This is a genomic window from Faecalimonas umbilicata (assembly GCF_042846195.1).
Taxonomy (GTDB): domain Bacteria; phylum Bacillota; class Clostridia; order Lachnospirales; family Lachnospiraceae; genus Faecalimonas; species Faecalimonas umbilicata.
Genome location: NZ_AP031411.1, coordinates 1783750 through 1801263, shown reverse-complemented (window position 1 = coordinate 1801263; position 17514 = coordinate 1783750). Strand labels below are relative to the sequence as shown.

The 17514-nt window shown below is 42.9% G+C and carries 22 protein-coding genes and 1 tRNA gene; 20 read left to right on the top strand and 3 right to left on the bottom strand.

Translation table 11 applies throughout. From position 1 onward, the window contains the following. Positions 1 to 108 precede the first annotated feature (108 nt). Together ACGG81_RS08580 and ACGG81_RS08575 are read left to right on the top strand one after the other, a co-directional pair. Positions 109 to 741 carry a hypothetical protein gene (locus tag ACGG81_RS08580; protein WP_120105400.1) on the top strand — a complete coding sequence of 211 codons (633 nt, stop codon included), beginning with the start codon at positions 109 to 111 and terminating at the stop codon, positions 739 to 741. 94 nt (positions 742 to 835) lie between these two features. Next, positions 836 to 1648 (top strand): S8 family peptidase, encoded by an 813-nt coding sequence (locus tag ACGG81_RS08575; protein WP_009262124.1) that lies wholly within the window; start codon positions 836 to 838, stop codon positions 1646 to 1648. A 17-nt stretch (positions 1649 to 1665) separates the two neighbouring features. On the opposite strand, the gene yaaA is transcribed toward ACGG81_RS08575, so the two are convergent. Continuing rightward, positions 1666 to 2409: a peroxide stress protein YaaA gene (yaaA, locus tag ACGG81_RS08570; RefSeq protein ID WP_120105428.1), complete on the bottom strand. Its 744-nt coding sequence runs from the start codon at positions 2407 to 2409 to the stop codon at positions 1666 to 1668. A 197-nt stretch (positions 2410 to 2606) separates the two neighbouring features. Between yaaA and ylxM the strand changes: the two genes are divergently transcribed. From ylxM to ACGG81_RS08490, 16 genes are all read left to right on the top strand, one after another. Beyond that, on the top strand, positions 2607 to 2951 hold the full coding sequence (gene ylxM, locus ACGG81_RS08565) for a YlxM family DNA-binding protein (RefSeq protein ID WP_009262122.1): 345 nt from the start codon (positions 2607 to 2609) through the stop codon (positions 2949 to 2951). Position 2952: 1 nt separating this feature from the next. Then, entirely contained in the window at positions 2953 to 4302 is a 1350-nt protein-coding gene (ffh, locus tag ACGG81_RS08560; protein ID WP_008975238.1) for a signal recognition particle protein, read from the top strand. A gap of 45 nt (positions 4303 to 4347) precedes the next feature. Beyond that, a complete protein-coding gene (rpsP, locus tag ACGG81_RS08555; protein WP_008975239.1) occupies positions 4348 to 4593 on the top strand; it encodes a 30S ribosomal protein S16 in 246 nt (81 codons plus the stop codon). Between the two features lie 23 nt (positions 4594 to 4616). Then, complete coding sequence (locus ACGG81_RS08550; protein ID WP_008975240.1) at positions 4617 to 4847, top strand: KH domain-containing protein; 231 nt, start codon at positions 4617 to 4619, stop codon at positions 4845 to 4847. Between the two features lie 92 nt (positions 4848 to 4939). Beyond that, positions 4940 to 5446 carry a ribosome maturation factor RimM gene (rimM, locus tag ACGG81_RS08545; protein ID WP_174704864.1) on the top strand — a complete coding sequence of 169 codons (507 nt, stop codon included), beginning with the start codon at positions 4940 to 4942 and terminating at the stop codon, positions 5444 to 5446. A 3-nt stretch (positions 5447 to 5449) separates the two neighbouring features. Continuing rightward, positions 5450 to 6208 carry a tRNA (guanosine(37)-N1)-methyltransferase TrmD gene (trmD, locus tag ACGG81_RS08540; protein ID WP_008975243.1) on the top strand — a complete coding sequence of 253 codons (759 nt, stop codon included), beginning with the start codon at positions 5450 to 5452 and terminating at the stop codon, positions 6206 to 6208. Positions 6209 to 6287: 79 nt separating this feature from the next. Further along, complete coding sequence (gene rplS / locus ACGG81_RS08535) at positions 6288 to 6635, top strand: 50S ribosomal protein L19 (protein ID WP_008975244.1); 348 nt, start codon at positions 6288 to 6290, stop codon at positions 6633 to 6635. Positions 6636 to 6662: 27 nt separating this feature from the next. Then, the gene (gene lepB, locus ACGG81_RS08530; protein WP_120090835.1) at positions 6663 to 7292 is read left to right on the top strand and encodes a signal peptidase I; all 630 of its coding nucleotides are present in this window, start codon (positions 6663 to 6665) and stop codon (positions 7290 to 7292) included. A 22-nt stretch (positions 7293 to 7314) separates the two neighbouring features. After that, positions 7315 to 8166: a ribosome biogenesis GTPase YlqF gene (gene ylqF / locus ACGG81_RS08525; protein WP_009262119.1), complete on the top strand. Its 852-nt coding sequence runs from the start codon at positions 7315 to 7317 to the stop codon at positions 8164 to 8166. Between the two features lie 29 nt (positions 8167 to 8195). Beyond that, positions 8196 to 8765: a signal peptidase I gene (gene lepB / locus ACGG81_RS08520; protein ID WP_349159989.1), complete on the top strand. Its 570-nt coding sequence runs from the start codon at positions 8196 to 8198 to the stop codon at positions 8763 to 8765. After that, positions 8758 to 9522 carry a ribonuclease HII gene (locus ACGG81_RS08515; protein WP_390107839.1) on the top strand — a complete coding sequence of 255 codons (765 nt, stop codon included), beginning with the start codon at positions 8758 to 8760 and terminating at the stop codon, positions 9520 to 9522. Before lepB (ACGG81_RS08520) ends, ACGG81_RS08515 begins: the two co-directional genes overlap by 8 nt. Positions 9523 to 9539: 17 nt before the next feature. Further along, complete coding sequence (locus ACGG81_RS08510) at positions 9540 to 9881, top strand: YraN family protein (protein WP_390107836.1); 342 nt, start codon at positions 9540 to 9542, stop codon at positions 9879 to 9881. A gap of 58 nt (positions 9882 to 9939) precedes the next feature. After that, the gene (gene pgeF / locus ACGG81_RS08505) at positions 9940 to 10815 is read left to right on the top strand and encodes a peptidoglycan editing factor PgeF (protein WP_016438520.1); all 876 of its coding nucleotides are present in this window, start codon (positions 9940 to 9942) and stop codon (positions 10813 to 10815) included. 47 nt (positions 10816 to 10862) lie between these two features. Further along, positions 10863 to 11735, top strand: coding sequence for a mechanosensitive ion channel family protein (locus tag ACGG81_RS08500; protein WP_008975251.1), 873 nt, complete (start codon positions 10863 to 10865; stop codon positions 11733 to 11735). 169 nt (positions 11736 to 11904) lie between these two features. After that, positions 11905 to 11977, top strand: a tRNA-Thr gene (locus tag ACGG81_RS08495). A gap of 77 nt (positions 11978 to 12054) precedes the next feature. Further along, positions 12055 to 13449 (top strand): MATE family efflux transporter, encoded by a 1395-nt coding sequence (locus ACGG81_RS08490; protein ID WP_016438522.1) that lies wholly within the window; start codon positions 12055 to 12057, stop codon positions 13447 to 13449. A 102-nt stretch (positions 13450 to 13551) separates the two neighbouring features. Here the strand turns inward: ACGG81_RS08490 and ACGG81_RS08485 are convergent, their stop codons facing one another. After that, positions 13552 to 14361 carry an ABC transporter permease gene (locus ACGG81_RS08485; RefSeq protein ID WP_120090826.1) on the bottom strand — a complete coding sequence of 270 codons (810 nt, stop codon included), beginning with the start codon at positions 14359 to 14361 and terminating at the stop codon, positions 13552 to 13554. Continuing rightward, a complete protein-coding gene (locus ACGG81_RS08480) occupies positions 14348 to 15115 on the bottom strand; it encodes an ABC transporter ATP-binding protein (protein ID WP_008975254.1) in 768 nt (255 codons plus the stop codon). Before ACGG81_RS08480 ends, ACGG81_RS08485 begins: the two co-directional genes overlap by 14 nt. A 179-nt stretch (positions 15116 to 15294) precedes the next feature. Here ACGG81_RS08480 and ACGG81_RS08475 point away from each other — a divergent pair, with 179 nt between their 5' ends. Both ACGG81_RS08475 and argH read left to right on the top strand, forming a co-directional pair. Further along, entirely contained in the window at positions 15295 to 15984 is a 690-nt protein-coding gene (locus tag ACGG81_RS08475; protein ID WP_207637121.1) for an epoxyqueuosine reductase QueH, read from the top strand. 110 nt (positions 15985 to 16094) lie between these two features. After that, positions 16095 to 17495, top strand: a complete 1401-nt coding sequence (argH, locus tag ACGG81_RS08470) for an argininosuccinate lyase (protein WP_009262082.1) — start codon at positions 16095 to 16097, stop codon at positions 17493 to 17495. The last annotated feature ends 19 nt before the right edge of the window (positions 17496 to 17514 follow it).

The window sequence follows — 17514 nt, the reverse complement described above, 5'->3', positions numbered from 1 at the left end:
ATGGGATGTTGAATTAGTTATTAGTATTCTGTCGATTTGCATTTTTTCATTGATACTAGAAATCGTATTAAAAGTAATATAAAATCCTGATTTTCCAAAGGAGGCACCATGATTAAAAAAATTTGGACATGGAAGAGAATTAGTTCCGTTATCATTTTACCAATGGTAATATTTATACTCGTCAGCTCATTAAGACTTGCAGTGCTTGCCGGTGAGATGCAGGTGGCGCTTATGTTTGTGGCAGCATTAACATTTTTCACATATCTTTTTGTGGGATGTGCTTATCCAAAAAGATTTGCCTGCATGAAAATTGTAAAAAGATATTTATCGTTCAGAGAGTTGAAGGATTTCATAGAAAAAGAGAAGTTTAACCGATTTGTGATGGAGGACGTATCGGATCCGTTTGATTTTTATTATTCTGAAAACTGGTTTTTCGTAAAGGAAGTATATGTTCCGCGAAAAATTGTTTTAGATATTATTGCAGTCAATAAGTCTCTCTTTTCTCCTTTTACGGTAATAGGAATTATCACCGAAAATGGAGAAGCTGTTTTTTTGGCACAGGTTAAAAAAGAAGAGGCAGATCAGGTGACTCTAAAGTTAAAGAAAGAATTCCCGGAGTTTCGATGTGATGTACAGATTCTGAAAGAAGCCATATATAAGCGGTTTTATAAGGAAAAGAAGAAGCAGTTCGCTGATAAAATTCCGGATAAAATGGAGTTTATCAATTATTGCAGACTTTAAGAAGTTGAACATGAAAGAATAAAAAAGAGGAGATGAAAGATTCAGGGGAAATAATCGATGATCTTTGTGCAATTATTTGACACAAGAGGGGATTGTGCGCCATCCGGATTTTGATGACAGAATTGTTGCATTTGCAGACATGCTGCATGGCAGAACGGAACTTTATGATGACAATTCGCATGGGACGCATGTTAGTTCAATCATTGGCGGCAGTGGAAGGATGTCCGGGGGCAGATATGAGGGAATGGCGCCGAAGTGTCAGCTGGTAGTTGTGAAAGTGTTGGATGAGAAAGGAAATGGAAATATCGGAAATGTTCTGCATGGGATCCAGTGGGTGCTGGAAAATCGGGCTCGTTTTCAAATTCGCATTGTAAATATTTCTGTGGGGACATTGCCGAGTGTCAATGAAGAGGGGGCAGAAAAACTGGTGCAGGCAGTGGAGGCACTTTGGGACGTGGGGATAGTAGTAGTGACTGCAGCAGGCAATTATGGACCGCGTCCAGGCAGTATTACCTCGCCGGGAATCAGCAAGAAAGTGATCACGGTCGGTTCCTGCGATGACCAGTTTTATATGGAAGAAGGAAAGAAAAAGAGAAAAAGTTATTCGGGCAGAGGTCCTACTGCGGAGTGTGTGGTGAAGCCGGATCTTCTTGCTCCGGGAAGCTACATCACATCCTGCAATGCAAGATACAGAGAAAAAGGACAGAAACCGTATACAATGAAGAGCGGAACCTCCATGTCCACGCCGGTCGTGAGTGGTGCTATCGCGCTTTTGTTATCAAAATATCCGGATATGTCTAATGTAGAAGTGAAACTACGGCTTCGGGAGAGCAGTATTGATATTGGAAGACCGCAGAATGAACAAGGATGGGGACTGCTGAATGTAGAGAAGTTGTTGAAGGAATAAGACAGCGCTGTAAAAAATCAGCGCTGTAAAAAGACAAATTCGGAGTCAGAGGAGAGGGAAGGCTCATAGAAGTAGCCGTCAGTGTCGAACTCTTTTAATTTTTCAAAATCAGAAATCCGGTTTGTGATGATATAGTGAACCATTTGACCGCGTGCCATCTTGGCGGCAGTGGCGAGTGTCTTGTACACTCCATTTTTCCGGACTTTGAAAGAGCAGGTGAGAAAACGAACCGGAGCTTTGACGTATTTTCGGATACATTTTGCATATTCCTCAGAGGCAAGATTGACGATCCGGTCATCGGATGCAGTGAGATCCTGATAGAGAAGGTCTGACCAGTATTCATAAAGGTTCTTTGTGCTGGCAACATTTAGTTTTGTGAGCATTTCCAATCGGTATTCGTAAATACTGTCGTAAGGCTTTAATATTCCATAAGCGCCGCTTAAAATGCGGATCGTCTTTTGAGCGTACTCTTTGTCAGAGTCAGAAAAGGTGAGTGGTTTCATATATTTATACTGGATTCCATCATAAGTTTCGATGGCGGCAGTACCGTTCTGATCGAATTTCATTGTCTGGATCCGGTCGGCGCCATCCAGTGCCAAGGATGGATTGATCCGCATAAGAATCTCAAGATCCATCGGAGAATAGGTACGCAGCACCTTGATGATCTCCTGTGTATGGGAAAGATAAGCGGGCAGCGAACGCGGTATCGTTTTGGATTGAGCCGGTTTCATATTCTTTGCCGGGGAAATGATGATTTTCATAAAAATAAATCCTCCATAGATATCAATTTCAAATAATGTTTGTAAATGTCCTTCGTCTGGATTGTAGCACAAAAAAAGAAGGCGGTGCAAGAGCTTCTCTGCTATGAAAGTTTCTGATTTTGCAGAAAATCATCAGTGTCAAGAAAAAATACTTGACACCACATTTTTTTTGTTATATGATACCAAAGGTGATAAAAATGAATGAGATCTTAGAACAGGCATTGCTGTATGATTTTTATGGAGAGCTTTTGACAGCACATCAGAAAAATATATATGAGCAGTTCGTGCTGGAGGATTTATCTTTGAGTGAAATCGCAGAAGATGCGGGAATCAGCAGGCAGGGCGTACACGATTTGATCAAACGGTGCAACAAGACACTGGAGGGATATGAGTCGAAGCTCCATCTTGTAGAGAGATTTCTTTCCGTTAAGGAAAAAGTTCACCGCATGAATACATTGTTAGAAGAGCAAGAAAAGATCAGTACAGAAGAGCTGATCCGAGAGATTAAAGGGATTTCTTCGGAAATCTTAGAGGAGTTGTAGTATGGCATTTGACAGTTTAACTGAAAAACTTCAAAATGTATTTAAGAACCTGAGAAGCAAGGGACGTCTGACTGAGGAAGATGTTAAGCTTGCACTGCGGGAAGTAAAGATGGCGCTTTTAGAGGCGGATGTTAACTTCAAAGTTGTCAAAGGGTTTGTGAAAGATGTGCAGGAGCGTGCAGTCGGTCAGGACGTGATGAATGGTCTGAATCCGGGACAGATGGTGATCAAGATTGTAAATGAAGAGTTGATCCGTCTGATGGGATCTGAGACGACTGAGATTCAGCTGCAGCCGGGACAGGCGACCACTGTTATTATGATGGCGGGTCTTCAGGGAGCCGGTAAGACGACGACAACAGCGAAGATTGCAGGAAAGCTGAAGCTGAAAGGGAAGAAGCCACTTCTTGTTGCGTGTGATGTATATCGTCCGGCAGCGATTAAGCAGTTACAGGTGAACGGTGAGAAGCAGGGCGTGGAAGTATTCTCGATGGGTGAGAATCACAAGCCGGTTAATATCGCCAAAGCAGCGATGGAACATGCTGCAAAAAATGGAAACAATGTCGTGATCCTCGATACGGCAGGACGTCTTCATATCGATGAGGAGATGATGGAAGAACTTCAGGAAATCAAAGAACATGTGGAAGTTCATCAGACAATCCTTGTAGTCGATGCGATGACAGGACAGGATGCGGTTAATGTGGCAAATGATTTCAATCAGAAGATTGGAATCGATGGTGTCATTGTGACAAAGCTTGACGGAGATACAAGAGGCGGTGCTGCACTTTCCATTCGTGCAGTCACAGGAAAGCCGATCCTTTATGTCGGAATGGGTGAGAAACTTTCTGATCTGGAGCAGTTTTATCCGGATCGTATGGCATCCCGTATTCTTGGTATGGGAGATGTACTCAGCTTGATCGAGAAGGTCGGAGAAGACATTGACGAAGACAAAGCAAGAGAGATGGGCAAGAAGATTAAGAAGGCCCAGTTTGATTTTGAAGATTATCTGGAGAGTATGAATCAGATGAAAAAAATGGGCGGTCTGTCCAGTATCCTCAGTATGATGCCGGGAATGAACATGGCACAGATGAAGGGATTTGATTCTGAGGAAGGCGAGAAGAAGATGGCACAGATGGAAGCAATCATTTATTCTATGACTGTGAAAGAACGCCGGAATCCAGAGATTTTAAACCCATCAAGGAAGCATAGAATTGCGAAGGGGGCGGGAGTAGATATCAGTGAAGTCAACCGCATGATCAAGCAGTTTGAACAGTCCAAGAAGATGATGAAGCAGCTTCCGAATTTAATGGGCGGCAAAGGTGGTAAAAAAGGCAGATTCAAGCTTCCTTTTTAGCACATAGATAACAAATTTTAAGAGAAAGATGAAGAGGTGAATGAAATGGCAGTAAAAATCAGATTAAAAAGAATGGGACAGAAGAAAGCACCATTTTATAGAATCGTTGTAGCAGATGCAAGATCTCCAAGAGACGGAAGATTTATCGAGGAAATCGGAACATATGATCCGAATCAGGAGCCAAGCGCTTTCAAAGTAGATGAGGAAGCAGCTAAGAAATGGTTAAACAACGGAGCTCAGCCAACAGAAGTAGTTGGAAAGATTTTCAAAGCAGCTGGAATCGAAAAATAATCTGAGCCGCGGAGGTGCGCGTGATGAAAGAATTAGTCGAAGTAATTGCGAAAGCATTAGTAGATGATCCGAGCGGTGTTGTAGTTACAGAGAAAACAGAGGGAAAGACAACTGTGATTGAGTTACATGTTTCTGATGCAGATATGGGAAAAGTAATTGGAAAGCAGGGAAGAATTGCAAAGGCGATCCGTTCTGTTGTAAAGGCAGCAGCTGCGAAGGAAGATAAGAAAGTAGTTGTAGATATCGCTCAGTAGAGCGGTATCTATTTTTTTAAAAGGATTCATTGGAAGCAGGAAAGGAGCATCTGCCGGGTGGAAATAAGAAAGCACAGGCAGAGAAAGATCTTATGGAACAACAATTTCAGGTCGGAGTGATCTCAAGCACGCACGGTGTCAGGGGAGAAGTAAAAGTATTTCCTACCACAGATGATGTGAAGCGCTTCAAGAAGCTGAAGCATGTGTTATTAGATACAGGAAAAGAGCAGTTGCCTTTGGAAGTGGAGCAGGTGAAGTTTTTTAAACAGTTTGCGATTTTGAAATTCAAAGGGATTGATAATATAAATGACATCGAGAAGTATAAGGGGAAAAGTCTTCTCGTAGACAGAAAAGATGCGGTAAAATTAAAAAAAGATGAATATTTTATTGCTGATATGATCGGAATGCATGTATTTACCGAAGATGGAGCTGAATTCGGAACGCTCCGTGACGTGCTGGAAACCGGGGCAAACGATGTGTATATCATCGACACGACGGATGGAAAAGAAGTCCTTGTGCCGGCAATCAAACAGTGCATTCTTAATGTGGATATCGAAGAGCAGAAGATGACAATTCATCTGTTAGAAGGGCTGGTATAAAGGATGCATTTTCATATACTGACATTATTTCCGGAGATGGTCTTAAATGGACTTGGGACAAGTATTACTGGAAGAGCAATGGCAAATAATCTGCTTTCGGTAGAGGCTGTTAATATCCGGGATTATGCGAATAATAAACATAATCGGGTGGATGATTATCCATATGGAGGCGGAGCGGGTATGCTGATGCAGGCAGAGCCGGTGTACGGCGCATACCGCGCGGTGGAAGATTCTATCCAAGAACGCACTGGAAAAGAAGGGCGTACACGTGTCGTATATCTTTCACCGCAGGGGGGGACTTTCTCCCAGAGTATGGCAGAGGAGTTTGCGAAAGAAGAAGATCTGATCCTCTTGTGCGGTCATTATGAAGGAATTGACGAGCGAGTGTTGGAAGAAATCGTGACAGATTATGTCTCCATCGGAGACTATGTACTGACCGGAGGAGAACTTCCAGCTATGGTAATTGTTGATGCGGTATCCCGTCTGATCCCGGGAGTTCTGCACAATGATACTTCGGCAGAATTTGAGAGTTTTCAGGATAATCTGTTGGAATATCCGCATTATACAAGACCAGAAATCTGGCATGACAAGCAAGTGCCGCCGATCCTTCTATCCGGACATCATGCCAACGTGGAAAAGTGGAGAAGAGAACAGTCGATTTTGAGAACATGGCAACGAAGACCGGATTTGCTGGATAAGGCAGAACTTACAGAAAAAGAGAAAAAAAACTTGCAAAATATAATAGAGCATGATAAAATGTAACGTGTTGTGAAGTAAAGAGATGGTCCTCTGATACAAATCATGTATTAGGAACGTCCAAATAATAAGGAGGTCACACAAGATGAACGATATTATTAAGAAAATTGAAGCTGAGCAGTTAAAGGCAGAAGTACCTGAATTTAACGTAGGTGATACTGTAAAAGTATACGCAAAAATTAAAGAAGGTAACCGTGAAAGAATCCAGGTTTTTGAAGGAACAGTTCTGAAGAAACAGGGTGGAAGCACAAGAGCAACATTTACAGTTAGAAAGAACTCTAACGGAATCGGTGTTGAGAAAACTTGGCCATTACACTCACCAAACGTAGAGAGAGTAGAAGTTGTTCGCAGAGGTAAAGTAAGAAGAGCGAAACTGAACTACTTAAGAGACCGCGTTGGTAAGAAAGCAAAAGTAAAAGAATTAGTAAAATAGTAACAAGAGGAAGGGACAAAGTACGGAATGTATGTTGTCCCTTTTGTTCTATCATCAAGAAAGACAGACACAGAGGTGCGAATGAAAAGATACGGAATCAGAAGAAGCAGGAAGAGAGAATATATAAAGAAAATCCGCAATGGTCTGGTATGGAGTATGCAGATCGCGATTGTATGTATCATCGCCTTTGTGCTTGTATGGTACTGGGGACAGCGGGTCAGTAATATTGGCGATTCGATGAATCCGGTGCTGCATAATGGGGACATTGTGCTTGTCAACCGACTGATTTATGACACAAGCACACCGAAGCGGAATGATATTATTGTGTTCCGGCCAAATGGGAATGAAAATGCCCATGCTTCGATCAAGCGCATTGTAGGACTTCCTGGAGAAACGATTCAATTGAAGGACAATGCTGTTTATATTAATAGAGAGAAGTTAAAAGAGGATTTCCAGACAACAGAGATTAGAGATGCCGGAATTGCCGGGGAAGAGCTGGTGCTTGGAGGCGATGAGTATTTTGTACTTGGAGATAACCGGGCGGCGAGTGAAGATAGCAGAGAGGCGGATATCGGTACAGTGAAACGCTCTGAGATAGAAGGGAAAGCATGGTTTGTCATGTTGCCGACACAACATTTTGGATTGATAAAAGACTGATAGAAAGATAGAGGTAAAAGAGATGCATTTTCAATGGTATCCGGGTCATATGACGAAAGCAAAACGTATGATGCAGGAAAATATAAAATTGATCGATCTTGTGATCGAATTGGTTGATGCCAGAATTCCGGTGAGCAGCCGGAATCCAGACATTGATGAGCTTGGAAAAAATAAGGCGAGGCTGATTCTTTTGAATAAGTCAGACCTTGCGGAAGAAAAACAGAATGATGCCTGGGCAGAATACTTTAAGGAAAAAGGATTTTCAGTTGTAAAAGTAAACTCGAAAAGAGGAGGCGGAATCAAGTCGATCCAAGGCGTAATTCAGGAGGCATGTAAAGAAAAAATTGAGCGTGACAGAAAGCGCGGTATCTTAAATCGTCCGGTGCGGGCAATGGTTGTCGGGATTCCAAATGTCGGAAAGTCGACATTTATCAATGCTCTTGCAGGCAAAGCATGCGCGAAGACTGGAAATAAGCCAGGCGTCACAAAAGGAAAACAGTGGATCCGTCTTAATAAAAACGTAGAACTTCTCGATACACCGGGAATTCTCTGGCCGAAATTTGAAGATCAGACAGTGGGACTTCGGCTCGCGTTTATCGGTTCGATCAAGGATGAGATTTTAAATACAGAAGAACTTGCGATGGAGATGATCACTTTTCTGACAGAGAAATATCCGGGCGTTCTGGAAGAAAAATATAGCGTAGAGATCAGTGAAGACTCCTATGAGTGCCTGAGAAGAATTGCAGAAAGCAGACATTGTCTTGTGAAAGGAAATGAACTTGACACAAATAAGGCCGCAATCCTGCTGATCGACGACTTCCGGAGTGGAAAGCTTGGAAGGATCACGCTGGAATTTCCGGAAGACTATGAGTAGAAAAAGCGGAAGGAAGAAGGCGGTAAGAAATGAAAAGCGATGAAGAAAAGTATTTAGCAGAAGAAAAAAATATTTTTAAGGAACTTCTTGGCTGGCTGGTATATATACTGATTATTTTTGGTCTGACGTATCTTGTGATTACATTTGTTGGACAGCGTACGCGTGTTACCGGTTCCTCGATGGAAACGACCTTGAGTGATGGTGACAATCTCATTGTGGACAAAATCTCTTACCGGTTCCGGGATCCGGAGCGGTATGACATTATTGTCTTTCCGTATCAGTATCAGGAAAATACATACTATATTAAGCGGATTATCGGAATGCCGGGGGAAACCATACAGATTATCGATGGGGAAGTCTACATTGACGGACAGATACTCGGTGAGGAGTATGGAACAGAAGTGATGCAGGATGCAGGGATCGCCGAAGTGCCAGTGACACTTGGAGAAGATGAATATTTTGTACTGGGTGACAACCGGAACCACAGCATGGACAGCAGAGATTCTAGAGTTGGTATTTTAAAGAGAGAAGATCTTGTTGGAAGAGCGTGGGTACGGATCTGGCCATTTTCAGAGTTTGGAGTGATAAAACATGAGTAAGAGCATTCGGGAAATACAGCAGGAATTTTCTCAGGCAGATGATTGTGAAAGAAAGGTACTGTATGAACAGTATGCAGATGATTCGAGGGCAGGTGTGACTGCTCTGATCGCAAAATACAAAAAGCAGGAAGAAAGGCTTGCGGCGGAGATTGCCCGCATTGAGGCGATGAAATCTTATGAGAACAAATACCGGGATGCAGCATTTATCTGCGGGATCGATGAAGTTGGAAGAGGTCCGCTTGCAGGTCCGGTCGTGGCAGGGGCTGTAATCCTTCCAAAAGACAGCCAGATTCTTTATCTCAATGATTCCAAAAAATTGACGGAGAAACGCAGGGAAGAACTCTATGAGGTGATCATGCAGGAAGCAGTAGCTGTTGGGATTGGAATTGTAAGTCCTGCACGGATTGACGAGATCAATATTCTTCAGGCAACGTATGAGGCAATGCGGGAGGCTGTAGGGAAGCTTTGTGTGGAGCCGAATGTCCTTCTAAATGATGCAGTTACAATTCCGATGGTTCCTCCGCATATTGTCCAGGTGCCGATTATCAAAGGAGATGCCAAAAGTGTTTCGATTGCCGCGGCAAGCATTGTGGCGAAGGTGACAAGAGACCGGCTGATGACAGAATATGAGGAGGTACTTCCTGGATATGGATTTGCATCGAACAAAGGGTATGGCTCGTCAGAGCATATCGCAGCATTGAAAAAATATGGACCGACACCGATCCATCGTCGTAGTTTTATCCACAATTTCATCTAAAGAGAGGAAAGCATTTTATGGGGAATCAGCGACAGATCGGAAGGGAGTATGAGAAAATGGCAGCAGAGTATCTGGAAGCATGTGGCTTTCAGATACTTTCCTGTAATTATCGGTGCAGATACGGGGAGATTGACCTAATTGCGAAAGACGGAGAGATGCTTGTATTCTGTGAGGTTAAGTATCGCTCGGATACGAGAAAAGGAGAACCGGCAGAGGCAGTCGGAGTCAAGAAGCAGCAAACAATCTACAAATGTGCGGCAGCATACTTGCAGGAGTATGGGATAGCAGAAATGCCCTGTCGCTTCGATGTGATTAGTATTTTAGGACGGGAGATCTGCCTGATCCGGGATGCATTTTGAGAACCAGGATAAATATGGTGCACAGATGTTTGACGAAAAATAAAGGGAGGAGAGAGCATTGGAGAATCGTTGGAAGAAAACAGACGAAAGAAATGTATTGGAAGTAAAAGAAAAAGCGGGCGTAACCTATCTGTCCTACCCGCTTTTAGAACATACGAAGTGTGTGAGACACGCATTTTCTACAAGACTTGGAGGAGTCAGTGAGGGAATCTATGCCTCGATGAACTTAAGTTTTTCCCGGGGAGATGATCCGGAAGCAGTGCGGGAGAATTTTTACCGGATGGCAGAAGTGCTTGAGATTTCGCCAGAGCAGTATGTCTTTTCTGCGCAGACACATACAACGAATGTTCGGAAAGTAACAAAAGACGATGCAGGAAAAGGATTTTTATTTCCGCAGGCATGTATTACGGGATGCGCGGGAGGGCTTAAGGATGTGGATGGGCTTGTGACAAATGAGCCCGGACTTTGCCTTGCTACTTTTTATGCAGACTGTGTGCCGCTTTTTTTCGTGGATCCGGTAAAAAAAGCGATTGGGCTCAGCCATTCTGGATGGAGGGGCACGGTTGGAAAGATCGGAAAAGTGACGGTGGAGAAAATGACAGAACTGTATGGAACAGATCCAAAGGATGTTGTCGCGGCAGTCGGACCGTCGATTTGTCAGGATTGCTATGAGGTCAGCAAAGATGTTGTTGAGCAGTTTCGGGAAAACTATGATGAGAAATACTGGGAAAAATTATTTTATGAAAAAGAAAACGGCAAATACCAGTTAAATCTCTGGGAGGCAAATCGCATTGTGCTGCAGGAGGCAGGAATCCCGAAGGAGCAGATTGCAGTGACAAATATCTGTACTTGCTGCAACAGTGAACTCCTGTTTTCGCATCGGGCATCACAGGGGAAGAGAGGAAACCTTGGGGCATTTCTTATGTTAGAATAAACAGTGGAAGATAAACTAAATTTACAGCGCGAAAGAGGAGGTCATCTATGGATATGGAAACAGCAGCAGAAAATGTAGAAGAAGCAGCAAAAGATGTAAACCGGTTGGTCGAATATGTCAATTCTCAGATTCCGAACATCATTAATTTTGGTCTGAAAGTAGTGTTGTCATTGATCTGCTTTTTTATCGGAAGAAAGCTGATCCGGTGGGTACAGAAATTAGTCAGAGCATCTTTAAATCGGGCAAACGTAGATAAAGGGGTAGAGCAGTTTGTAGATTCAATGTTAAAAGTGGTGCTTTATTGTATTCTGATCTTTAGTCTTGTGGCAAATTTCGGAGTAGATACGACATCGATCGCAGCGCTCTTTGCTTCCGGAGGTGTTGCTATCGGTCTGGCGCTCCAAGGAAGTCTTTCAAACTTTGCGGGAGGAGTTTTGATCCTTCTTTTGAAACCGTTTGTAGTGGGAGATTATATTATTGAAAGTGGAACTGGAAATGAAGGAACGGTAAAGGAAATTCAAATTTTCTATACAAAGTTATCAACGGTTGACAATCGGATGATCGTTATTCCAAACGGTGCGCTGTCTAATAATAGTCTGACAAATGTGACAGCAAAAGAGAAGAGGCGCTTGGAGATTAAAGTAGGGATTTCCTACGAGTCAGATTTGCGGAAGGCAAAGGAAGTGATCGAATCTCTTCTTCTTGAAGATGAGAGTATTTTAAAAGATGAAGAAATCATAGTGTATGTTGATGAACTGGCAGAAAGTTCTGTTGTGATCGGGTCAAAGTCCTGGGTGAAAACCGATGATTATTGGCCGACCAGATGGAGATTGTTGGAGGAAATCAAACTGACGATGGATGAACAGGGGATCAACATTCCTTATCCGCAAATGGATGTTCATATTCAAAAAGAAAGCTAATAGAAAAGCAGTATAAGAAAGGCGGCAAAAAGTTCCCAATCTCTTCCACTTTTTGCCGTTTTTTAATAAAAAAACTTGACTTTTCAGAAAATTTTTATTATACTATAGTTCGTAGCAACTTGCAGAGAAAAGTAAGTTTGCAGAAAATAAATATAATATATCATATCGTGCTGAAATAGCTCAGTCGGTAGAGCACTTCACTCGTAATGAAGGGGTCGTCGGTTCAAGTCCGATTTTCAGCTGAATGGCAGGCAGATATAGGTGAGAGTCTATATCTGCTTTTTTATTACAGAACAAAACGAAAGAGGGAGTGAGGGAAATGAAACAAATGTGGAAAAAATTGTTTACACCGACAGACATGACAGAAGGAACACCATGGAAAAAGATTGTCCTGTTTACGATTCCGATGTTGATCGGAAATATTGCGCAGCAATTATACAATACGGTGGATAGTATTATTGTGGGACGCTATGTCGGAGATAATGCTCTGGCAGCCGTGGGAAGTGCCAGCCCGATTTTGAACTTGCTGATCGTACTGTTTATTGGAATTTCAGTTGGGGTGAGTATTATGGTTGCCCAGTATTTTGGGGCGAAAGAAAGGGAAGAATTATCATCTACAATCGGAGGATGTGTGACGCTGACAGCGATTGTTGCAATAGCTCTGATGATTGTTTCTCCATTTGTCGTGCGACCGATGTTGGAAATGCTCCACACACCGGCAAGCATTATCGACTGGTGTACTTCCTATCTGATCATTATGATGGTCGGGATTGCAGGCATGGCTTATTATAATATATTAAGTGGTGTGCTGAGGGGTCTTGGAGATTCTGTGTCGGCACTCGTTTATCTGCTTGTTGCAACGGTATTGAATATTGGTCTGGATCTTTTATTTGTTGCAGTGTTTGATATGGGAGTAGCGGGGGTTGCCCTCGCGACAGTGATCGCTCAGTTTGTCTCTGCGGTGCTTTGTTTATGGAAATTAATGCATATGAAGGAAATTTTTGAGTTTAGAAAACATCACTTAAAAATGAGCAGAGAACATACGGCACAGATTATCCGCCTGGGACTTCCTTCTGGATTGACACAGGCAATTTTTTCAATGGCAATGATTATTGTGCAGTCATTGACAAATAGTTTCGGGGAGATGTTCATTGCAGCAAATGTAATCATTATGCGCGTTGATGGGTTTGCGATGATGCCAAACTTTTCTTTTGGAACAGCGATGACGACTTATGCCGGACAGAATGCAGGAGCAAAACAATATGATAGAATCAACCGGGGAGCAAAGCAGGGAACTCTGATTGCAATGGGAGTATCGGCGACTATTACCGGGCTGATTTTGATCTTTGGGAAATATCTGATGGGAATTTTTACAGAGACTGAGGAGCTTGTTGATCTCAGCATGCGGATGATGCGTATTCTTGCGGTTGGATATATTGCGATGGGGGCAACTCAGTGCTTGTCCGGAGTGATGCGTGGGGCAGGTGATACGATGACGCCGATGTGGATCTCGCTTGTGACGACAGTGCTGATCCGTGTACCGGTTGCCTATGGAATTTCCTGGATCACAAGAACACCAGAATTGCCAAATGGACGGTCTGAGTGCGTTTTCATTTCGTTGCTTTGCTCTTGGGTGCTGGGTGCGTTGATTACATTTTACTTTTACAAACGTGGAAAATGGAAGAAAAAAGCATTGGGAAGTATGGAGAAATAACAAAAATATCCAATGATGTTTGAAAAAAAGAGGGAACTTTCTCGAAAGGTGAGAGGTTCCCTCTTTTTCGTATTGAAAAGGGGCTCTTTGCAATAGTAGTGATCAAGAGTGGCGTTTTCCGAGGTATAGCTTTTCAAGCAGGTTGATGCAGGCATATAGGAACATTGCGAGAATGCAAAGGAGGACGATAGCCATCAGGAGCCAGTCGAGCTTAAAGACCTGGCTGGAGTAAATGATCAAGTAACCAAGCCCGTTTCGTGCTGCAAGGAATTCTCCGATGATCACTCCGACGAGGCATAGGCCGATGTTGACCTTCATATTGCTGATGATTGCCGGAATGGAGTGAGGGATTACAACTTTTGTGAGAGCGTGGAATCTAGTACCGTGCAGCGTATAGATGAGTTTGATTTTCTCTTGATCGACAGTATGAAAGCTTGTATATAGGCTTAAAATACTTCCAAAGATTGCAACAGACATTCCAGAGACAATGATCGTTGTTTGAGTGGCGCCGAGCCATACGATCAGAAGGGGTGCCAGTGCAGATTTTGGAAGGCTGTTCAGCACGACAAGGTAAGGTTCCATAATCTCGGAAAGCTTCGGGCTGAACCAGAGAAGAACGGCACAGAGCAGAGCAATGAAGATAACAAGAAGGAAGCTTACGATTGTCTCATATACGGTGACACCAACGTGGAGGAAGATGCTTCGATCGCACACCATATTCCAGAAGCAGCGGACAATTTTTGAAGGACTGCTGAAGATAAACGAGTCGATCAGTCCGGTTGCAGAGGAAATCTCCCAGAGGATAAAAAAGACAAGCAAGATCAGAACCCGGAAGACAGAGACGATGGTCCGGTGCTTCTGTCTGCCTTTTAAAAATTCCTGTTGTTTTACGGACATCTCATTCACTTCCATTTAGTTCCCTCCAGACAAGATTGAAATATGTTTTAAATTCCGGTGTATTTCTGCGAAGAAGAGGAGTATCTTCCTGCATATCAAAGTGAAGCGGGATCGTCTGTTGAATAGAGGCGGGACGGGCAGAAAGGACGATGACGCGATCTCCAAGGCTGACTGCTTCTGATAAGTCGTGAGTGACAAGAATCGCTGTCTTTTTTTCTTTTCGGATAATTTGTCCGATATCATCTCCAACCGTCAGACGAGTCTGATAATCCAGAGCAGAGAATGGTTCGTCGAGAAGGAGAAGGTCTGGATCAAGGACCAGTGTGCGGATAAGGGCAGCGCGCTGCCGCATACCTCCGGAGAGCTCAGAAGGTTTTGCTTTGGCAAAGTTTTGCAATCCATAAGTGGCTAGCAGTTCGTTTGCTTTCTCTTTTGTCTGGCTGTTCAATTTGTGCTGGATCTCCAGGCCAAGGATGATATTCCGATAGATGGAGCGCCACTCAAACAGGTGATCTTTCTGAAGCATATACCCAATGTTGGCATTGCGCAGCTCTACGGATTTTCCATGGATCAGAATCTGCCCCTCCTCCGGTTGGAGCAGCCCTGCAATCAGTGATAAGAGTGTGGATTTTCCGCAGCCAGATGGACCGACGATAGCAATAAATTCTCCCTTTTTTACCGAAAAGGAGATGTGGCTTAAAGCAGGTGTCTCGCCATCCAGCGTGTGGTAGGCATAACTGACATTTTGAAATTCTAATATAGTTTCCATAAAAGCCTCCAGTCTGTTTCTATCCAATTTATGCAAAAGAAAGAAAATGGTGCGGCGATAGAGCAATCAGAAAAACGCGGATTGTTTTTTTTGATCAGTTGTGTATAATATCAGCAGGAGAAATAAAAGAAAAAGGGCAAAGGGTGAAGAAAATGAAAGAAAGAACAGATGGTGGGAGGATGAATCAAAAGGAAGAAAACCGGAAGATATCGGGACAGCCAAAGAGAAATTATCAGAAAGAGTTGGAGAACTTGTTAAAACAGTTTGAAAAAGATGGCAGAGTCCCATCTTTGTTACTTCATAGCTGTTGTGCACCTTGCAGTAGTTATGTGCTGGAGTATTTGTCTCAGTATTTTCATATTACAGTGTTCTATTACAATCCGAATATTTATCCGGATACCGAATATGACAAGCGGGTACAGGAACAAAAGGAACTGATTGAGAAACTCCCGGCGAAATATCCAATCTCTTTTCTGGCGGGAGAATATGATAAACAGCTGTTTTATGATGCGGTAAAAGGGATGGAGAGAGAAAAAGAAGGCGGCAGGCGATGTTTTCGCTGCTATGAACTGAGACTTTTGGAGGCGGCAAGGGAAGCGAAAAAGGGCAATTTTGATTATTTTACAACGACACTTAGTATCAGCCCGATGAAAAATGCTGCAAAGTTAAATGAAATTGGAGAGCGGATCGGGGAAGAGATAGGGGTTCCTTATCTTCTGTCTGATTTTAAGAAGAAGAATGGATACCGTCGCTCGGTGGAATTATCGGGATTGTATGGACTTTACCGGCAGGATTACTGTGGCTGTATCTTCTCAAAACAAGAGCGAGAAGCTCAGAAGAAAGAAATGCTAAAAAGTGAAAATATGTAAAAAATCCTAAAAGAGAAAGAAAAAATATGTAAAAAGAGAAGATAATATTGGAAAATTATACAAAAATATGATAGACTATGAAAAATAAGCAACAGAAAAGAGGAACAAATATGGCACAATTGTGGGGAGGACGTTTTACAAAAGAAACAGATCAGATGGTATATCAGTTCAATGCATCGATTTCTTTTGACAAAAGGTTTTATGCACAGGATATTAGAGGCAGCATCGCGCATGTGATGATGTTGGCAAAGCAAGGGATTCTGACAGAAGAAGAACAACGGAAAATGATTTCCGGTCTGGAAGGAATTTTAAGGGATATAGAAGACGGTTCTCTTGCGATTTCAGAGAAATATGAAGATATTCATAGTTTTGTGGAGGCGACTTTGATCGAGCGGATCGGAGAACCTGGCAAGAAATTACATACTGGAAGAAGCAGAAATGATCAGGTTGCCCTCGATATGAAGCTTTATATCAGAGATGAAGTGTATGCGACGGATCATCTTTTGAAGGAGTTGTTAGAGGTACTGCTTGGAATCATGGAAGAACATATCGATACGTTCATGCCGGGATTTACTCATCTGCAGAAAGCACAGCCAATCACATTGGCACACCATATGGGTGCTTATTTTGAAATGTTTAAGCGAGATCGAGCCCGCATGAAGGATGTTTACCGGAGAATGAATTACTGTCCGCTTGGCTCTGGAGCTCTGGCTGGTACCACATATCCGTTGGATAGAGAGTATACAGCGGAACTGTTAGGGTTTGCAGGTGCCACATGGAACAGTATGGATTCTGTGGCAGACAGAGATTATCTGATTGAATTTTTAGCCGCACTGTCTACGGTTATGATGCATTTAAGCCGCTTTTCAGAGGAGGTTATTATCTGGAACAGCAATGAGTACCAGTTTGTTGAAATTGATGATGCATACAGTACCGGAAGCAGCATTATGCCGCAGAAGAAGAATCCGGATATTGCAGAACTTGTTCGTGGAAAGACAGGACGTGTTTACGGAGCGTTGATGTCACTTCTTGTGACAATGAAAGGATTGCCGCTTGCTTATAATAAGGACATGCAGGAAGACAAAGAGCTTGCTTTTGATGCGATCGATACGGCAAAGGGATGTTTGATGTTGTTTACAGATATGCTCCGCACGATGAGATTTCAGAAGGAACAGATGGAAAGAAGCGCGAAAAACGGATTTACTAATGCGACAGATGCAGCAGATTATCTTGTAGGCCATGGCGTAGCATTTCGGGATGCACATGGGATTGTCGGACAGCTTGTGTTAAGCTGCATTGAGAAGGGAATTTCATTGGAAGAGATGAGTTTGGAAGAATATCAGAGGATTTCCCCGGTATTTCAAGAAGATATTTATGATGCGATCAGCCTGAAGACTTGTGTGGAGAAGCGCAAGACATTTGGTGCACCGGGGCGGGAAGCGATGGAGCAGGTGATTTCTCTGCAGAAACGATATTTGTCCCAGTCGGATACGTTTTCCGCACAGGATTGATAAATATAATGGTTTAGTA